15 protein-coding genes and 1 tRNA gene are annotated in these 17,690 nt (G+C 60.2%); 9 read left to right on the forward strand and 7 right to left on the reverse strand.

Annotation, left to right across the window (positions count from 1 at the left end; all coding sequences use genetic code 11):
- Nucleotides 1-341: 341 nt before the first annotated feature.
- From Q3981_RS03825 to Q3981_RS03840, 4 genes are all read right to left on the reverse strand, one after another.
- Complete coding sequence (locus tag Q3981_RS03825) at nt 342-1,181, reverse strand: MBL fold metallo-hydrolase (protein ID WP_303124083.1); 840 nt, start codon at nt 1,179-1,181, stop codon at nt 342-344.
- Between the two features lie 178 nt (nt 1,182-1,359).
- Nucleotides 1,360-1,842 (reverse strand): RidA family protein, encoded by a 483-nt coding sequence (locus tag Q3981_RS03830; RefSeq protein WP_303124085.1) that lies wholly within the window; start codon nt 1,840-1,842, stop codon nt 1,360-1,362.
- A 4-nt stretch (nt 1,843-1,846) separates the two neighbouring features.
- On the reverse strand, nt 1,847-2,005 hold the full coding sequence (locus tag Q3981_RS03835) for a hypothetical protein (RefSeq protein WP_303124087.1): 159 nt from the start codon (nt 2,003-2,005) through the stop codon (nt 1,847-1,849).
- Nucleotides 2,006-2,106: 101 nt separating this feature from the next.
- The gene (locus Q3981_RS03840; RefSeq protein WP_012732604.1) at nt 2,107-2,478 is read right to left on the reverse strand and encodes a WhiB family transcriptional regulator; all 372 of its coding nucleotides are present in this window, start codon (nt 2,476-2,478) and stop codon (nt 2,107-2,109) included.
- A gap of 279 nt (nt 2,479-2,757) precedes the next feature.
- On the opposite strand from Q3981_RS03840, the gene Q3981_RS03845 reads away from it, so the two are divergent.
- Nucleotides 2,758-5,076 carry a transglycosylase domain-containing protein gene (locus Q3981_RS03845; protein ID WP_303124092.1) on the forward strand — a complete coding sequence of 773 codons (2,319 nt, stop codon included), beginning with the start codon at nt 2,758-2,760 and terminating at the stop codon, nt 5,074-5,076.
- A 56-nt stretch (nt 5,077-5,132) separates the two neighbouring features.
- On the opposite strand, the gene Q3981_RS03850 is transcribed toward Q3981_RS03845, so the two are convergent.
- Nucleotides 5,133-5,594 carry a GatB/YqeY domain-containing protein gene (locus Q3981_RS03850; RefSeq protein ID WP_046203283.1) on the reverse strand — a complete coding sequence of 154 codons (462 nt, stop codon included), beginning with the start codon at nt 5,592-5,594 and terminating at the stop codon, nt 5,133-5,135.
- Nucleotides 5,595-5,670: 76 nt separating this feature from the next.
- Here Q3981_RS03850 and Q3981_RS03855 point away from each other — a divergent pair, with 76 nt between their 5' ends.
- Both Q3981_RS03855 and Q3981_RS03860 read left to right on the forward strand, forming a co-directional pair.
- Entirely contained in the window at nt 5,671-6,675 is a 1,005-nt protein-coding gene (locus Q3981_RS03855) for a metallophosphoesterase (RefSeq protein WP_303124096.1), read from the forward strand.
- Between the two features lie 86 nt (nt 6,676-6,761).
- Nucleotides 6,762-6,835: transfer RNA gene (locus Q3981_RS03860), tRNA-Pro, on the forward strand.
- Nucleotides 6,836-6,941: 106 nt separating this feature from the next.
- On the opposite strand, the gene Q3981_RS03865 is transcribed toward Q3981_RS03860, so the two are convergent.
- On the reverse strand, nt 6,942-7,289 hold the full coding sequence (locus tag Q3981_RS03865) for an antibiotic biosynthesis monooxygenase family protein (RefSeq protein WP_303124098.1): 348 nt from the start codon (nt 7,287-7,289) through the stop codon (nt 6,942-6,944).
- A gap of 338 nt (nt 7,290-7,627) precedes the next feature.
- On the opposite strand from Q3981_RS03865, the gene Q3981_RS03870 reads away from it, so the two are divergent.
- From Q3981_RS03870 to Q3981_RS03885, 4 genes are all read left to right on the forward strand, one after another.
- The gene (locus tag Q3981_RS03870) at nt 7,628-8,476 is read left to right on the forward strand and encodes a PaaI family thioesterase (protein ID WP_303124100.1); all 849 of its coding nucleotides are present in this window, start codon (nt 7,628-7,630) and stop codon (nt 8,474-8,476) included.
- A gap of 78 nt (nt 8,477-8,554) precedes the next feature.
- Nucleotides 8,555-9,664, forward strand: coding sequence for an aldo/keto reductase (locus Q3981_RS03875; protein WP_303124102.1), 1,110 nt, complete (start codon nt 8,555-8,557; stop codon nt 9,662-9,664).
- The gene (gene clcA, locus Q3981_RS03880) at nt 9,657-11,168 is read left to right on the forward strand and encodes a H(+)/Cl(-) exchange transporter ClcA (protein WP_303124104.1); all 1,512 of its coding nucleotides are present in this window, start codon (nt 9,657-9,659) and stop codon (nt 11,166-11,168) included. Before Q3981_RS03875 ends, clcA begins: the two co-directional genes overlap by 8 nt.
- A 117-nt stretch (nt 11,169-11,285) precedes the next feature.
- Complete coding sequence (locus Q3981_RS03885) at nt 11,286-12,647, forward strand: S9 family peptidase (RefSeq protein ID WP_303124106.1); 1,362 nt, start codon at nt 11,286-11,288, stop codon at nt 12,645-12,647.
- A gap of 18 nt (nt 12,648-12,665) precedes the next feature.
- Here the strand turns inward: Q3981_RS03885 and Q3981_RS03890 are convergent, their stop codons facing one another.
- Nucleotides 12,666-13,679: a cation diffusion facilitator family transporter gene (locus tag Q3981_RS03890; protein ID WP_303124108.1), complete on the reverse strand. Its 1,014-nt coding sequence runs from the start codon at nt 13,677-13,679 to the stop codon at nt 12,666-12,668.
- Nucleotides 13,680-14,112: 433 nt separating this feature from the next.
- Between Q3981_RS03890 and Q3981_RS03895 the strand changes: the two genes are divergently transcribed.
- Entirely contained in the window at nt 14,113-17,112 is a 3,000-nt protein-coding gene (locus Q3981_RS03895; protein WP_303124111.1) for a DUF4040 family protein, read from the forward strand.
- The gene (locus Q3981_RS03900; protein WP_303124113.1) at nt 17,109-17,687 is read left to right on the forward strand and encodes a cation:proton antiporter subunit C; all 579 of its coding nucleotides are present in this window, start codon (nt 17,109-17,111) and stop codon (nt 17,685-17,687) included. Before Q3981_RS03895 ends, Q3981_RS03900 begins: the two co-directional genes overlap by 4 nt.
- Nucleotides 17,688-17,690 lie beyond the last annotated feature (3 nt).

Raw genomic sequence — 17,690 nt, forward strand, 5'->3', positions numbered from 1 at the left:
TGCAGCCATAACCAATTAGAATTAAACCAGTCCAACTTTCAGGGGCCAGTTCAAAGTGCGGGGGCATATGAGCCCCAAAATAAAAGTGCGGGGCAATATGGTCCATTTTCGGCCATTTTTCACCCATATTCACCCGCAGTTTTCACAACCGACCCTGATATTGCCCCGCAGTTTTCCGGCATACGCTCCACGGGCACATTTCTGTCATAAAACCCACAAACGCCCAGAACTTAAACACGCTTAAACAAAACGCAAAGCAGCCCGAGACTCCCCGGGCTGCTTATTTCTCTCCAGCGTGGCTTTTCTCGAGCGCTACTGCACCCGAGCACCACTCCTGAGCGCTACTTCTCTTCAGCGCTTAAGTACCGCAGCGCCACCCGCGTCGACTGCTCAGCAGCCCCACGCAACACCGGATCCACGTCTGTGTAGATCTCATCAACCAACTGATCCACCGAAGCATCATCCCCCAGCTTCTTGCGGGCCTCACGGATCTGGTCAAGACGGTGGTGGCGTCGATCAAGGTATTTCTCGGCAAACGGCTCCAAATCCGGGTGATCCGGCCCATGCGCAGGCAACAACGGAACACCAGCGCCCCGCTTCTTCAGCATCTCCAACGTCGTCAAGTATTGACCCAAATCACCATCAGTCTCGGAGATCATGGTCGTGTGCTTGCCGGCGATAGTATCGCCCGTCAAAATCGCCTCGGGCTTCGTATCACCCAAACCATCATCGGCCCGAGCAGCGTCGGCACTTGGGTAAAGGAAGAAACTCACCGAGTCCGCGGTGTGGCCGGGAGTGGCAACAACCTTCACGGCCGGAGTGACGCCCTCGACGGTGATGATTTCGCCGTCCTCAAGCGGATCCCCCATCTTGCAGAAACGCTTATCGACAGAGCGGACGGGCGCCCCCGTGATCTGCGATAACCGGTTAGCCCCATCAGCATGATCCGGATGCCGGTGAGTCAAAAGAATCATCGCGATTTCCGACGCATGATGGTTAAGAACATTCAGGTGGCCTTCATCCTGAGGGCCCGGATCCACAACGATCGACCGCGGATCACCATCAGCTCTAATGACCCAACTATTGGTGCCCTCTAGCGAGCCATAGCTGGGATTGGGACATAAAACAACGCCCGCGTTGGGGGTAACGGGACGCAACTGGCTATACGCAGGATGCTCCATGCATGTCAGTGTACGTCCTCGCGCGGTCTGTCAAAATCTCATCGGGCCAGAGACGACCGAAAAAATGCCGAAACGGGGGCAATTCCGGGCATGACTTAGCACACGTTCGGCAAACCCCCGGGGTACGACGGGCTTTCGTCGCGGAATTATTCCGCGCCGGTGTTACTCAGCGCTCGTTTTACTCCGCGCCGGTGTTACGTCGCGCGATAACTTCGACCTCGACGGGCGCATCCAGAGGCAAGTCCGAAACCCCCACCGCCGAGCGCGCATGGGCCGTACCGAAAACGTCGCCGAAAAGATCCGACGCACCATTAATCACCCCAGGTTGGCCACCGAATCCGGGTGCCGACGCCACAAAGCCCGTGACTTTCACGATCGACACTGAGTCAATGTCAACGAGGGAATTGATGGCGGCCAAAGCGTTGAGTGCCGCCTGGCGGGCGTAGCTGGTCGCGTCCTCCGCGGACACGCCTGCGCCAACTTTGCCCGTCGCCGGGAGTTCACCGTTCTTGAAGGGGAGCTGGCCCGAGACGTAAATCGTATCCCCCGAGATCACGGCCGGTGCGTAAGAGGCGACCGGTGCCGCCACCTCCGGGAGTTCGATCCCGAGGTCAGCGAGATTCTTCCGGGGGCTCTGTGTGGACTGTCCGCTGGTCGTCATAAAACTAGTCTTCCTTCGGGCGCTTCATGTAGGCAATGTGCTGCTCGCCTGTGGGGCCGGGCATGACTGCCACCAGGTCCCAACCGTCGGCCCCCCATGTGTCCAAAATCTGCTTCGTCGCGTGCGTCAACAGCGGAACTGTTGAATATTCCCAGGTTGTCATGAACCTAGCCTAACAAGAATCAGCTGCACCCGGCTCATTCAGCTGTGCTGGGCTCAATCACCATCGCCGCGCTTAATCAACCGTGCGGACGGGATGGCCCGTTATGACCGGCCGGCATACCCGGCGTAAAAGTCCGCCCAGCTTTCCACTTCGGGGTGCTCCCGCAACAATGCCCGACGCTGCCGCTCGGTCATACCACCCCACACGCCGAACTCCACGCGGTTATCCAAGGCGTCGGCACGGCACTGCAAAACAACGGGGCAATGTCTGCAAATCGCTGCGGCTTGTCGCTGCTTCGACCCCTTGACAAACAACTCCTCAGGATCGATGTCACGGCACTTGGCGTGAGTGATCCACTGGCCACGCTCCGTGAACGACGACGGATCCGTAAGCGAATCCACCTTCTGCTGGATTCGTCCGTCCTTGGTTGTGGCCAACGATGTATCAGCCGGTCGGGTCAGCGATGCAGTCATTGTGCACTCCTCTCCGTGGTCACGTTTGCATGGTCGCGAAGCCGTGAGCGTCACCCTGGTATTCCGAGATACCGTGTTTTTGTGGATATTCACCCTGCTTAGCTGACTGTAAGTCTATTCACACGCCAAACAAACTGTCGACTACATCACATTTCGGGGGTAGTCGCACTAACTACTTAACGGAAGAGTAGGTTTTTATCCATCTGTGTTTTCCCAGAGCAGGTGCCCATAATCGGTGAGACTCACTTCACAAGGCCAATCACTGGGTAGGGTGTAAGCGTGAACCGACGATCTGATGCTCCGGCACCTAGCCTGATCCTTTGCGGCGCCATACTCCTCGCCACCGTGCTGGTGGCGCTCAGCGCGCTGCCCGTCGCCCTGGCAGCCGGAGCCACGATCAACCGTGGCCACAACGCCATGGACTCCAATTACCACGACATCGCCAGCGCCAAGTTCCCGCAGGTCTCCACTATGACGGACCGGGATGGCAACCCCCTGGCCACGTTCTACACGCAGCGCAGACAAGAAGTCGCGTCGGATCAGATCTCAGAGCCGATGAAGAAAGCGATCGTCGCCATCGAAGACCGACGGTTCTATGACCATCACGGCGTTGACCTGCGCGGAACCGCCCGAGCGGTCGTCGCCAACATAACCCACGGGGGCGTCGCCCAGGGTGCGTCCACCCTGGACCAGCAATACGTCAAGAACTACCTCATGCTGGTCAAAGCCAAGACCGACGACGAACGAGCTGCCGCCAACGAGGACACCGTCGCGCGCAAGCTCCGCGAGATGAAGCTCGCGTCGGACCTGGATAAAAACCTCTCCAAGGACGAGATCCTGACCAGGTATTTGAACCTCGTGGAGTTCGGCAACGGGGCGTACGGCGTGCAGACCGCGGCGCAGACGTATTTCCACGTCGACGCCAAGGACCTCACGGTGCCGCAGGCCGCACTGCTGGCGGGGATGGTTCAGTCCACGTCGGCCTATAACCCGTTCACCCACCCCGACGCCGCGCTGCAGCGCCGCAACACGGTCATTAACGCCATGGCCAGCACGGGGGCGCTGTCCACTGCCGACGCCGACGCGGCGAAGAACTCGCCGCTGGGGGTCGTCGATAAGCCTGAAGCCCCGACTAACGGATGTATCGGGGCCGACGACGCCGGCTTCTTCTGTGATTACGCGCTGCGCTACCTGGACTCGCACGGGATCTCGAAGGACGACTTCATTTCGGGTGGCTACACACTGACCACGACGCTCGACCCGAACGCGTTGAATTCCGTCAACGCTTCGCTCGAACAATATGCCCCCGCAACTACCCCCGGGGTTGCCGGAGCGATGAACCTCATCAAACCCGACGGCCACGAAGTGCTCGCGATGGGCGCCTCACGGCACTACGGGCTCGACGCCAACAATTCGCAATCCGTCCTGCCACTGGCATCGCACCCTGTCGGCAATGGAGCTGGTTCCATCTTCAAAGTGTTCGCTGCAGCCGCGGGCCTGGAAAAGGGCATGGGGATCGACACGGTGATGGACGTGCCGTCCCGGATCGAGGTCTCCGACATGGGCCACGGTGGCGCTCCTGGGTGCCCCGCCGACAAATACTGCGTGGAAAACGTCGGCGCGTACCCGTCGAAAATGACGCTCAAACAGGCGCTCGCCGAGTCGCCGAACACGCCGTTTATCGACCTCGAAAAGCGACTGGGTGTGGGCACCGTTGTTGATACCGCCGTCAAGATGGGGCTACGCAGCTTGGCTGACAAACCCAGTTCCGACAATGGGGATAACGGCGACAACAAGGACGAGAAGTCCCAAGCCGACACGATTAAAGAGACCAACCAAGGGTCATTCGTGCTCGGCCCGGTCGCCGTCGATCCTCTCGAACTGAGCAATGTGGCGGCGACCATCGCCAACGGCGGAACGTGGTGCGAGCCCAACCCCGTCCTGAAGGTGACCGACCACGACGGCAAGGACGTCCAGGTCACGCCACCGAAGTGCGAACAAGTCATCCCCACCGACGTTGCGAACGCGCTGGCCAACGGCCTATCCGACGACGTCAGCACCGGCACGGCCCACGAAGCCGCCGAGCTGACCGGGTGGGACGGCACTCTGGCCTCAAAGACCGGTACCACGGAAACCAACCAATCCGCCGCATTCATGGGGCTCACCAGCGGACTTGCCGGCGCCGTGTACATCTTCAACGACGGCAGCACCAGCTCACCGCTCTGCACCGGCCCCCTGCGTCAATGCCCCGATGGCAACCTCTTCGGCGGCAAGGAGCCCGCCGATATTTACCTCAGCGCGGCCAAACCCCTTATCGACGCCTACGGCGGGCACACACTTCCGCCCATGAACCCCTCCTACCAGGCAGGAACCAACCCCGAGGCGATCGGATACTCACGCGCAGTACTCCCCCAACCCACTAATTCCGGTTCGACGGGAGGCACCGGCGGAGGCGCCACCGGTGGTGGCGGTACCGGCGGCGGAGGAGGCGGAGTACCCGCTCCAGCGCCCGCGCCCGCACTGCCCGACATCCCCGGCATGATCAACGACTTCCTGCACACCTACGTCCCACCCCAGCTGCAGGGATTCCTTCCGTAGCAACGGGGCCGGCGCGTGGAACGGTAGCCCGGCGTCGGACCACCGGCCGTAGCGCCCTAGCCCTGAAGCCGCGCGCGAACAGCCGTCGATAAGCGTTTACCGTCGGCAGTGCCCTTGGCCTCTGCGGTGGCAGCCTTCATGATCTGCCCCATCGCCTTCATGGAGACCTCGCCACCGTCGGCTTCATGCTGCTTGATTACCCGGTCTACCAGCGCATTCAGTTCCTCATCCGAGAGCTGCTTCGGCTGGTAGCGCTCCAGAACGGCAATCTCGGCACGCTCAGAGTCCGCGAGTTCATCGCGGCCTGCCTTGGCGTACACGTCGGCAGATTCGTGCCGCTTCTTAATTTCACGAGCAATCACGCGGAGAATGTCCTGGTCCGACGCCTCATGCGCCTTCCCCGACGTTTCCTCCTCCTGAATGGCAGCCAACAACATACGCAATGTGCTGGTCGTTTCCTTGTCGCGGTTCTTCATCGACTGCTTGAGATCCTCGCGGATCGTTGCTTTCATACCCATGCCCTTGAGGATAGCGCCCGCCCGGACACTGACCAGCCGAATCGGAAAAGCGTCCCGCCACCTTTACCATGGGCGTGTGAGTATTTTTCCCCGGTCCATTGGCAAGAAAATCGCGGCCACCGCAGGTGCTGCGGGAGCTGCAGGGGCCGCTGCTGCGCTGCTCGGTGCCAGCCGGTTCCGCCTCGCCGTCACAACCATCCCCATGCTGGACAAAGGCACTTTTCGGGGGCGTCGTAACGAATTCCGCATTCTGCATATCTCGGACCTCCACATGCTGCCCCACCAGCAGCTCAAGCAGCTGTGGGTCAGCGAACTCGCCGAGCTAGAGCCGGACCTCGTTGTCAATACCGGGGATAACCTGGGCGATCCGAAAGCCGTGCCGGCCGTCGTTCAAACCCTTTCTCCTCTCTTGACGACGCCGGGTCTGTTCTGTTTTGGCACCAACGATTATTGGGCACCGACGGCCCCCAACCCGCTGCGCTACCTCACGGGCAAAAAGCAGAAGCACAGCGACCAGAGCATGCCGTGGAAGAATCTGCGCGCGGTGTTCAAGGAGCACGGCTGGGAAGATTGCACACATCAGCGGCATGATTTCGCCGTCGATGGGTTCCGGCTTGCGGTTGCTGGGGTCGACGATCCGCACGGGGATTTGGATGACTATTCGCTGATTGCGGGGGAGCCGAATAAGGACGCGGACCTGTCCATTGGGTTGACGCACTCCCCCGAACCGCGGGTGTTAGATGCCTTCGCCAAGGACGGGTATCAGCTAATCCTTGCTGGTCACACGCATGGTGGGCAGTTGTGCCTGCCGGGCGGGAAGCCCATCGTGACTAACTCCGGTATCGACCGCGAGCATGCGTCCGGCGTTTCCGAGTGGAAGGACTCCATCCTCAACGTTTCGCCCGGCCTGGGAACGTCCAAGTTTGCTCCGGTGCGGACATTCTGCCCGCCGACCGCACAGCTGCTGCGCATCGTCGAAAAGGGTGGCGGCGGAGCTGACGATCTGCCCGAGCCCACTGTCGACGAGATTGAAGTGGGAGACGGCTTCATCGAGCGAGAAATTGTGGTGAAGGGACTGTAGGCAGCGCGCCTGCGTAGTGATTTGGCAGTACGGATCGCTGATTTGGCAGTACGAAAGAGCGTGCGCTAGCCTTAGTCGAGTTGCACCGGGGTATGGCGCAGCTTGGTAGCGCGCTTCGTTCGGGACGAAGAGGCCGTGGGTTCAAATCCCGCTACCCCGACAAATAAATGACCTCCGCCACTTTCGTTAAGAAAGCAGCGGAGGTTTTGCTGTATGCGCTGGGAGTTCTGGCCGGGGGTTGCCGCGTGCGCGCGTTACCGCGTCAATTACTCAGCAGCGTCCTTGGTCAGCATGACGTCATAGTTTCGGACGACGGAATTCATCGAACCGTGCGGTGGCCTCTTCGCCTCTTCTTCATTGCTGGATTCGCGCTCACGCCATCCGTGGTCTTCACGGAACTTGCGGGAATTGCGCCATCCCAGGAAGGCCTCCTGGTCGCGCCACCGAGTGATCACGATCCAGCGGTCGTCGGCAGGTTCCGTCGGCTTGCACAGCTCGAAGCCTTCGAACCCATCGAACGTGTCCAAGGACTGCATGTTCTGCGAAAAGCGGGAAACAACTTCGTCCGCGCGATCTGACGTAATGGTCAGCTGGTTGGTAACTACGATGCTCATGAACTCATATTAAGCATTGGCTGGCTTATAAATAAAGCGACAGAGCGTCGCAAGCCAATATATCCAGCCTAACTTACCCCTTAAATAACAGGTGAGACTGTCGCAAAAACGGCATGAGTGGAGAACGTGCTGGTCAGAGGGGTGAAATTCGCGGGCGCTTAGCCCTCCAACAAACCGAGGCGCCCCGTGGCCGTCGTCGTAAACAGAGCAGGAATAGAGCCGTCACTATTTCACCAGAGGCATATCCGCGAGCACCACACGATCACATGCCACTAAAAAGCATCGCTCAAACGCGATAAACCTCCCCGCCGTCGCCAAGTTTGAGTAACTTAGATCACATGAATACTCGCGCTGCAGCCCTCCTCGTCAAACGTGTTCTCCGCTCACCGCGCCTCTTCGCCGCCGCCATGAGCGCATACCCACCTCTTCTTGCTGCAGGAGTGAGAATTCGGGACATCCCCGACGATTGGTCGTCGGCACACCTCGTACTCAAGGTCAACCGGCTCAACAGCAACGCACACGGGGCAGCATTCGGCGGATCGCTGTTCTCCATGACCGACGCCATGTTCGGCATGCTCGTTATGCAGCGCCTCGGGCGGGAGTACGAAGCCTGGACGCGCACCGGCACGTTCCAATACATCAACCCCGGCCGCAATAACGCCCACACCACGGTCCGGGTCACGGACGCGATGGTCGAGCAAATCAAACGCGAAATCGCCTCCGATGGTTTCTGCAATATCCCATACACCACGGTTATTACTAACGACGACGGCTCCACCGTCGGGATTGGCCAGCAAGAACTCCACTGCCGACTGCGCAAGAGTAAAGAAGCGCAACGCTCACACCGCGAGCAGGAACGTGGAGGTTCGTCCCCTCGTGTGGTCAACCGTCGCATCGAGCCCCACGAGGCTCGCGGAATCACACTTCTTTCATTAGCGACGGCGGTCGCGTGGCGTGCTTTCGGCCCGGCGTCCTCCTCCGCGGAAGAACATAACGCCAAGGATCACGACGCCGACGCATCACACAACGCCGCCACGTTAACCACTCTCCTCAGCGCAGCCCGACGAATCCCCGACCCGGAAGACCGCGCGCGGTTCGTCATCAAGAAAGTGTTAGAAGAAGAAGCACTCACGCGTCAGGAGATAGAAGAGATGGGAATTCCACCGCGGCTCATTCCCAACGAATAGGACCGCGACCACTCTGACCACACGACCACGCCCCAACACCGTTAACCGCTCTGCACCTGCGTCGTTACACTGGAAACTATGAGTAGCGCACATTATCCGAACGTGTACCGAGCTGCAGATGACCGCTACGAACCCGAGGCACACTCCCCCATGCCCTACAACCGCTGCGGGGATAGCGGCCTGAAACTTCCCGCCATCACACTGGGATTGTGGCACAACTTTGGTGGGGATCGTCCCCTGGAAACGCAACGGGCAATCCTCCGCCGTGCGTTTGACCGCGGCATCACCCACTTCGATCTGGCCAACAACTACGGGCCGCCACCCGGATCCGCGGAATCCAATTTCGGCCGCATTTTTGCCCAGGACTTCCGCCCGTACCGCGAAGAAATGGTGATTAGCTCTAAGGCCGGCTGGTATATGAATAGCAGCCCGTACGGCTTCGGGGGCAGCAGAAAGTACCTGGTAGGAAGCCTGGATGCGTCATTGAAGCGGATGGGCCTGGACTATGTAGACATCTTCTACCACCACCGCCCAGACCCCGACACACCCCTGGAAGAGACGATGAGCGCGCTCGACCACATCGCACGATCGGGACGCGCGCTCTACGTGGGCATCAGCTCATACTCGCCCGAACTCACGCGGCAAGCACAGAGCATCGCCCGCGACCTGGGCACACCACTCACCATCATGCAGCCGAGTTACTCCATGTTTAACCGGTGGATCGAAGGCCCCGACGGCCCGACCGACCCATCCGTATCCCCGGCCGCGAAGACGTCGTTGCTGAAAACATGCGCGGAAAACGGCATGGGAGTTATCGCGTTCTCGGTCCTGGCCCAAGGCCTGCTGACCAGCAAATACCTCAACGGTATCCCGGAGAATTCACGCCTGGGCAACCACAAGATGAACTCCACATTCCTCAACGACGACACCCTCGAGGGCATCCGCGCCCTCAACGCCATCGCCGAAGAACGTGGCCAATCGCTGGCGCAAATGGCGATCGCCTGGGCGCTTCGACGGCCAGAGGTAACGTCGGCACTGATCGGGGCAAGCTCGGTGGAGCAACTCGACGACAGCCTCGGCGCACTAGACAACCTGTCATTTACCGACGACGAGCTGCGCACGATTGACCGCTACGCGGTGGACCGCAATATCAACCAGTGGCAAGTAGCGACGGACTCCCGTGACTAACTCCGAGCACGACACTAAGGGCGGCGACGGGAACGGCGACGTGAGTGGCCGCGATACAAGTAACGACGCGGCCCCGGTGGCAAGTGGCCGCCCCCTCACCCGGCGCGAACGCATCATCAGGTGGGCGACCGGGTATCACAGCCTCGAATGGTGGAACGAAGCCAAAGAACGCCCCTCGATGTCGATGGTTCCGCTGACCATTACGGCCGTGATGGTAGGGTTCGGCACCGGCATCATTGCGTCGTATTTCCGCGTATGCCTCGAGCACGCAGAAGCGTGGCGGACCACGGTGTTTGGGTGGTCACAAGACCACGGGATCGTCGGCGTGATCGTCGCCATTGTTGCCCCTGCGGTTTTGGCCATGGTGGGGGCCGCGATGGTTCGCCACCTGGAACCGGTGGCGGAGGGGTCGGGCATTCCCCGCGTCGAGGCCATCGTGAAGGGCAACGCCAACCCCACTCACATGCGCTTGTTGCCCATCAAGTTTGTCGGCGGACTGATGTCTATCGGCGGCGGTTTGGCGCTGGGTCGTGAAGGCCCGTCGGTGCACCTGGGTGCGTCGGTGGCGACGATCCTGGGGCGGACGTACCGCAATAACCGCGCCGACCTGCGCTTACTGATCGCCGCCGGTGCGGCCGCCGGACTGACAACCGCGTTTTCCGCTCCCCTGGCCGGTGCTGTCTTCGTGCTCGAGGAGTTGGTCAAGCGCTTCGAGGCGAGAATGACGGTGGCGGTTCTTTCGGCGTCCGGGGCGGCGTATTCCATGGCGCATGTGATCGTCGGGGATGACCACGTGTTCCCGCTGCCCGAACCTGCCCCGCCGACGCTGGATAACGGCCCGTTTTTCCTGGTCGTGGGCCTGATCGCTGGGTTCGCTGGGCTGCTGTATAACCGCACGCTCATGCGGACCCTGGCGGTGGTCGACGCGTCGACGTTCCCTGTGGAACTCCGCGCGGGCATGATCGGCGCGGCTATCGGCGTCGTCGGTTATCTCGGTCCCAATCTGGTGGGTGGCGGAGATTCACTGACGATGGATGCTCTCATGGGGCGCGGCACTGTCATGGTTCTCGTCGGCCTGCTGATCTTGCGTTTCATCATGGCGATCGGTTCGTATGTCGCGCTCACGCCGGGCGGTTTGTTCGCCCCCATGCTTGTGTTGGGCGCTGAGCTCGGGCTGATCGTTGGGCTTGTGTGCCACGCGCTGTTCCCGCAGGTCGCGCCGGATCCGTCGGCAATGGCCATCGTCGGGATGGCGGCATTATTTGCCGCGAGTGTGGGCGCGCCGGTGACCGGGCTCGTTCTGACCACCGAGATGACCGGTGCCGTGGTGCTTCTTCCGCCGCTTTTGGGTGCGTGCGCAGCCGCGATGTTCATTGCCGTGGTGTTTAAGTGCCGTCCTATTTACGACGCTTTGGGTCTGCGGTCGGCACGGAACGTTGCGAAGAATGCTGCAGCCATTGAGGAGCGGACGCAACGGGCGATGAAAGCGGAACATGAGCAGTAGGAAGTGAGTGGCCACCACCGAAAGATAGGTTTCGCAAAGTTTTTACTTTGTTTCCTATCGACGTTGATGTGCTGGGACTATCGTTCTCAAAAAGCTCAATTTTCAGGAGGAGGCCCCATGCCCCGCACTGCTCCCCACACGTCTCAACCCGATCGGTTTTCTCGCGCGCACACGACGAGGCGTCAGCGCTCCGTTCTTGCAAGCCTAAGCCTCAGTGCTTCTCTAGGAATCGCGTCGACACTCGCTATTCCCACTGGGATCGCGTATGCCGGTGACGCCCAAGGCACCGTGAACCAGCCCACCGAATCCATACCCGGAAGCAATGATCCGCACCTGATGGATACTGCGCCCGGTGACACGACCGAGCCAGGCACACTCACGAAAGTCGAGCCACTGAATCCGGCTATTGCTGTGCCCCATGCGGGAGCGTCGTATCGAATCACGTACTGGACGGTGAATTCCCAAGGTCAGCCAGCGCTCTCTACCGCAGCCGTTTACCTTCCTAAAGGCAAGGCGCCTGAAGGCGGATGGCCGGTTATGGCCTGGGCACATGGCACAGTCGGCCTCAACGACGTGTGCGCCTACTCTACGAACGGTCCAGCCGCATGGGAGAGAGATTGGGATTATCTGAATTCGTGGATGGACCAGGGCTACGCAATTGTTGCGAGCGACTATGTCGGCCTCGGAACGCCCGGCAACCATCCTTATTTGGACGGCAAAGTAGAAGCCCACAGTGTTGTTGACGCGATTAAGGCGTCCACAACACACTTCGAGGAGTTAGCCAAAAAGTGGTTCGTCGCCGGACAGTCACAAGGCGGCGGCGCTGCAATGTTTACAGCACGATATGCAGAAGAATACGGCGGCAACAGCGGCGGATTGTCCTACCGCGGTGCCGTCGCCACCGGGGTTCCTGCCTACATTGAAGACTTACTACCAGTGGTGTTCCGTCCGGGCGTGGTCCCACCAGGAAAATTGGGTGAACAAAACGTGCTGCCGACCCTGACCACCTATCTTCTTTACATTGTTTCCGGGCTTCGTACCGCACACCCGGAGTGGGACGTCAATTCCTATCTCACCGATTACGGGAAGAAATGGGTTGACTATGCCGAGGGGCCAATATGCGACACCCTGTCGACCCCATCGCATCCTGCCCCTGAAGGAATTACGGATGTCGTTAAAAAGGAAAACATCCGCATTGAAAAGGTGTTTTCCAAGCCTTTAGACACCATCCCAGGATTCAAACAGGCCCTCAAGGATTACATGGGAATACCCGAGTCGGGATATAACCAACCTGTTTTTATCGGCCAAGGAGGATTGGACACCGACATATTTATGCCCGGAGCTGTAACCCTTGCGGAGAAGATGAAGGCTAGTGGCCAGCCAGTCACGTTCAAGTTCTATCCCGATAAAGATCACAGCGGAACGGTGAACAGGTCTAAAGAGGACAGCATCCCGTTCGTTAAGAATGTGATGAGTTAGTTACTCAATGGCGACACTTTAGGATGCCGCGCCATGATGTAAGCGCTCGTGCCCGCTGTGGTCTTTCGCTTCCAACTGGAATGTGGTGTGCTTGATGGCCACCGGGAAGTGCTGGGCCGTGCAATCCTCCAGGGTGTGAAGAATCCGGTGGTGCTCGGCCGCGGAAAGGCCACTATCCACCGCCACGTGCGCGGTTAACGCCACCACACCCGTGCTGATGGTGTTGATGTGAAGGTCGTGGCAATCCTTCACGCCATCAACGCCGCAAATATGTTCGCGCACGTCATCGAGGTCGATTTCGTCGGGAGTGGCCTCCATCAGGATTCGGATCGCTGTGCGGAGAAGCGTGAACGCCCGCGGCACCATCAGCGCAACGATAAACAGGGACGCGATCGAGTCCGCGCGCACCCACCCCGTCGCTAATCCGATAATCGCGGCAAGAATGACAGCCAGCGAACCCAACGCGTCGTTAACCACCTCAAGAAATGCGGCGCGCATATTGAGCGAACTTTCGCGTCCACCTGCCAAAATAATAATCGACGCGGCGTTGGCGACCAGGCCGATCGTTCCGATGATGAGCATGGGCACGGGCTCCACGTCGGGCTGGTTAATGAGGTGGGATATGCCCTCTACCGCGACGATGCCGCAGATAATAATTAGCATTCCTGCCTGCAGTGCGGCGGCAAGCACCTCCGCCCGCGACCATCCCCACGTGAAGCGGTTGTTGCGTGGCCGCTGTGACAAATGCACGGCAATTAGGGCGATGACCAGGCCCGACGAGTCCACCAACATGTGGCCGGCATCTGCAGCGAGGGCCAGCGACCCGGAGATCCACGCACCAATAAGCTCTGCGATCAGGATGGTTGCGGTGACCGCGAGGGCAGCAATCAGACGGCCCCGCGACGAGGCCCCATGATCGTGAGAGTGGCCATGAGAGTGGCCGTGCCCATGCCTGTGGCCCGCCCCATGCACATCATGTTCGTGTTCGTGCGCCTCCACATGGTCGTGTGCGTGGGGCATGTTGTGAGCCATGATCGTCTCCAAAGAAGTATTCGGGCACCAGAAGAGGTATTCAAGCAATAGTGAGCGTTATGACATGGCAGCCGTCATCGGCCATAGCGCTCGCCACCGTTACGCTCTCCGTCGCGGCCGTACCCGCCGCGCGAGTTTGTTTTCAATAGTGCCGTCGTCGTTTTCAATAATTCTGACCCTAACACCCAGTCACCCGATACGACAAGGCTTTTTCCTAAAATAATCTCAGCTCACACCCCCGCATCATCACCACAACGACATCACCATGTTTTCATTAAGCAACCGCAACCACCCGCTCACACACCAACCCACCCGGACATTCCCCACTACAAGGCCAATTCCGGCAGCGTGGAATTCTGACCTGCAACTGATACCCTGGGAAACTGTTTATTGTCTGTTTATGTCCACTTAAACCCACAGGTGTTGATGCTTCGTGGAGCTTGTCGCGATCCCCTTGTTCGTGGTGCTCGCCCTCATCCTGGTTCCCCTGTTTGTTCGGTTACTTGATCGCAACGCAGGGTGGCCCCTAGCCCTTATTTTCATCGCGTCCGCCATCCCGCTCCTTCGGAAGTTGCCCGACATCATCGACGGCAATCCCTGGACCTGGAAGGTCACATGGATTAAGGACTTCCTACCCAACGGCGCCGATGTGATCTTCTCACTCCGCGCCGACGCCCTATCCACCTTCTTCGCCCTGCTCGCGTTGGGCATCGGTGCAGCCGTGTTCATCTACTCGACGCGGTATTTACACGGTGGCCGCGGGTCCATGAGCTTCTACCTGCTCATGACAGCCTTCATGGCCGCCGTCGTCACTCTTGTTCTTGCTGACGACGTCATCCTGATGTTCATCTCGTGGGAGCTCGTGTCACTGGCGTCGTTCTTCCTGATCGCGCGGTCTGGCCCCGGCGGCGAGCTGGGATCGATGCGCACGATCATTCTGACGTTCTTCGGTGGGCTCACGCTGCTGACCAGTTTGGGTATTAGCGCTGGTGTGACGGGTACGACCAGCCTGTCGGGGATTATTCATTCGCCAGAATGGGCTCATCACCCCGCGTTGCTGTCTGTCATCGCCGTGTTGATTGCGACGTCGGCGTGCACGAAGTCGGCGCAGTTCCCCTTCCACTTCTGGCTCCCCGAGGCGATGGCGGCGGATACGCCGGTGTCGGCCTTCCTCCACGCGGCAGCCGTCGTGAAGGCCGGCATTTACCTGCTCTTGCGTTTTTCCGCGCTCTTCCATGACGACGCGTGGTGGCGCGGTGTGCTCATTATCGTCGGCATGTTCACCGCGATTATGGCGGCGCTGTTTGCCCTGCAGAAGAACGATCTGAAGAAGCTGACCGCATACTCGACGGTGTCTCAGCTGGGCTGGATTGTGTGCACCATTGGTATTGGTACTCCGCTGGCCATGGCCGCCGCGGTGGTGCACACGCTGGCGCACGCGTTGTTCAAGTCCAGCCTGTTCATGCTGATCGGTGTGGTGGACCACCAAACCGGGACGCGCGATATTCGCCGGCTGGGGCCAATTTGGCGAGTCATGCCGTGGACATTCAGCATGGCGCTTATCGCCGCGACGTCGATGGCCGCGGTCCCGCCGCTGTTCGGCTTCATCTCCAAAGAGGGCATGTTGGACGCCATGATGGAAGGTGAGCTGGCCACCCCGGCCATCGCCTTCCTGCTCATCTGCGCTGCTGTGGGCGCGATCCTGACCTTCGCCTACTCCTACCGCTACATTTTCGGCGGGTTCGTCGACGGAACACGCGACGTCAGCGACGTCCGCGAAGCACCGCTGTCCTTGTGGCTCCCCGCGGCGATCCCCGGTTTCCTGTCCCTCCCGCTGGGTTTTGTCCCCGGCTTCATGGATTCCTTCGTGGACGCCGCAGCGGATTCCGCGCTGAGCACGCACCACGCGACGCACACTCACCTCGCTTTGTTCCACGGCATCAACGTGCCGCTGATGATCAGCGTCGTGGTGATCGTCGTCGGTGTCACTTGTGTCGTGTTCCGTAAAGCTATTGCGCGGGTTCTCGTCGGCAAGGAACTGTCCCCCTTTACTGGAGCGCACGTGCTCCAAGGGGTCATCACCGGTGGTTCCCGCTGGGGCAAGCTGGGTGGTTCTATGGCGGACTCCGTTTCGCCGACGCGCCACCTGGCCCTCCCGTTCTTGGCGGTCATTACTCTCGCTGGTTCCGTGACTATCGGGGCGCTGTTTAACGGTGGTGCCATCGATGGCGTCGATATGGGCTCCCGGGTGGGCGGAATTGACCGCCCGCTGGATTACGTTGCCCTGGTCACGGTCATTATTGGTGTGGCCATCGCGGTCATGGCCCGTCGTCGCCTGTCGGCTGTGATTGCGGTCAGTGCTGCCGGTGTCGGTGTTACCCTGCAGATTCTGACCCTGGGCAGCCCCGATGTGGCGCTCACCCAGATTTTGGTGGAGCTGCTCACGACCGTGGTCCTCATGCTGGTCATCCGGCTGCAACCGCGTGATTTCACGGAACGGTCCGCACGTCGTGATCGCTGGGCTGGAACGATCGCGGTTCTTATGGGATTGACGACGACGGTCGGCGTGATCGCGCTGGTCGGCTACCACGGAAAACCGTTGATTTCGCAGTGGTACCTCACCAATGGGCCCACGATTTCGCACGGTAATAACGTCGTGAATACCATCCTGGTGGAGTTCCGTGCTTTCGATACCATGGGCGAGCTTTCCGTGCTCGGTATGTGCGGTGTGGCGATCGCCGCGGTGGTGCTCTCCGTGCCACGTGTGCGCGATGACATCCGCGGATCCTTGGCCGCCATCCCGCGCCCGGAGCTGAACTCGTTACCGATGAGGTGGATGGCGAAGCTACTTATCCCCGTCCTGATCCTGATCAGCGCGGCCGTGTTCTGGCGCGGCCACAACCACCCCGGCGGTGGGTTCATCGCAGCCCTGATCGGCGGCGGTGCGCTCATGTTCTACTACCTGTCGCGTCCGGCGGATAAAGCGCCGACGAACAACCGGCTCCCCTACATCCTGGTGGGGTCGGGTATTTCCTTGGCAGTCCTGGCAGGTCTGGCCGGTTACCTCGGCCACGCCTCCGGCGAGGAAGGCGGGCACGGTTCCCGCGGTTCCTTCCTCCAGCCGCTCAATGCGCACGTTGGTGGCGAGCTCTTGACGACGGCGCAAATTTTCGACGCCGGCGTTTACCTGGCCGTTCTCGGTTTGGTGGCCATTGCGCTCCTGCAGTTGGGCGGGTCCATCCGCCCCGGCGCGGAAGCACCGTTAGGGCCTGTGCGTGCGCATGGCGGTTTCTCCCCCGTCGGCTCTAATGAGCCTGATTACGCGCCGTCGACCGCGGGTACCGACCGCGACACCGTGTCTGAATCGACATCCGATAGTGGCGGCGATACATCCGGCCGGAAACCCGTCGACACCGTGGAGGTGGAAGAATGATTATCGCAATAACGATTGGTGTGCTGACCGCCGGCGGTGTGTTCCTGGTTCTGCAACGAGGAATGGTCCGGTTGATCCTCGGGATGACGCTCATTGGACACGCCACCAACTTGACTCTCCTGGCTGCCGGCATTGGAGCGTGGCGGTCGGAGCCCATTATGAGTGGCACGAACCCGCAGGACGCGGCCGATCCCCTGCCGCAGGCTTTCGTGCTGACGGCGATTGTTATTTCGATGGCCACCACCGCGTTCATGCTGGCCTTGGCCGCGTTGGGCCGCTCCGATGACACGTTGAGCGACCCGGTCAAGGAGTTCCCCGATTTGTTCGCAGCGTTCAAGGACTCGGTGTGGAGCACCGAGGAAAAGTCGGTGCCCGCTAAGAAGAAGGTGGCACAGGACCAGGAGAAGGATTCGCAGGAGGAGCACGATGCTCCTACCGACGACGCCTACGTTTTGCCTGATCACGTCACCCATGAGGTGACAGCGCTGCAGACGATGGGCCGCAGCGCGCGTCGGATTTCCACGGACTCGAACCAGTACCAGCGACGCCAACAACGCGAGGAGGGCATCGAATAGATG

Origin of the sequence: Corynebacterium sp. (genome assembly GCF_030530965.1) — a bacterium.
Lineage (GTDB): Bacteria > Actinomycetota > Actinomycetes > Mycobacteriales > Mycobacteriaceae > Corynebacterium.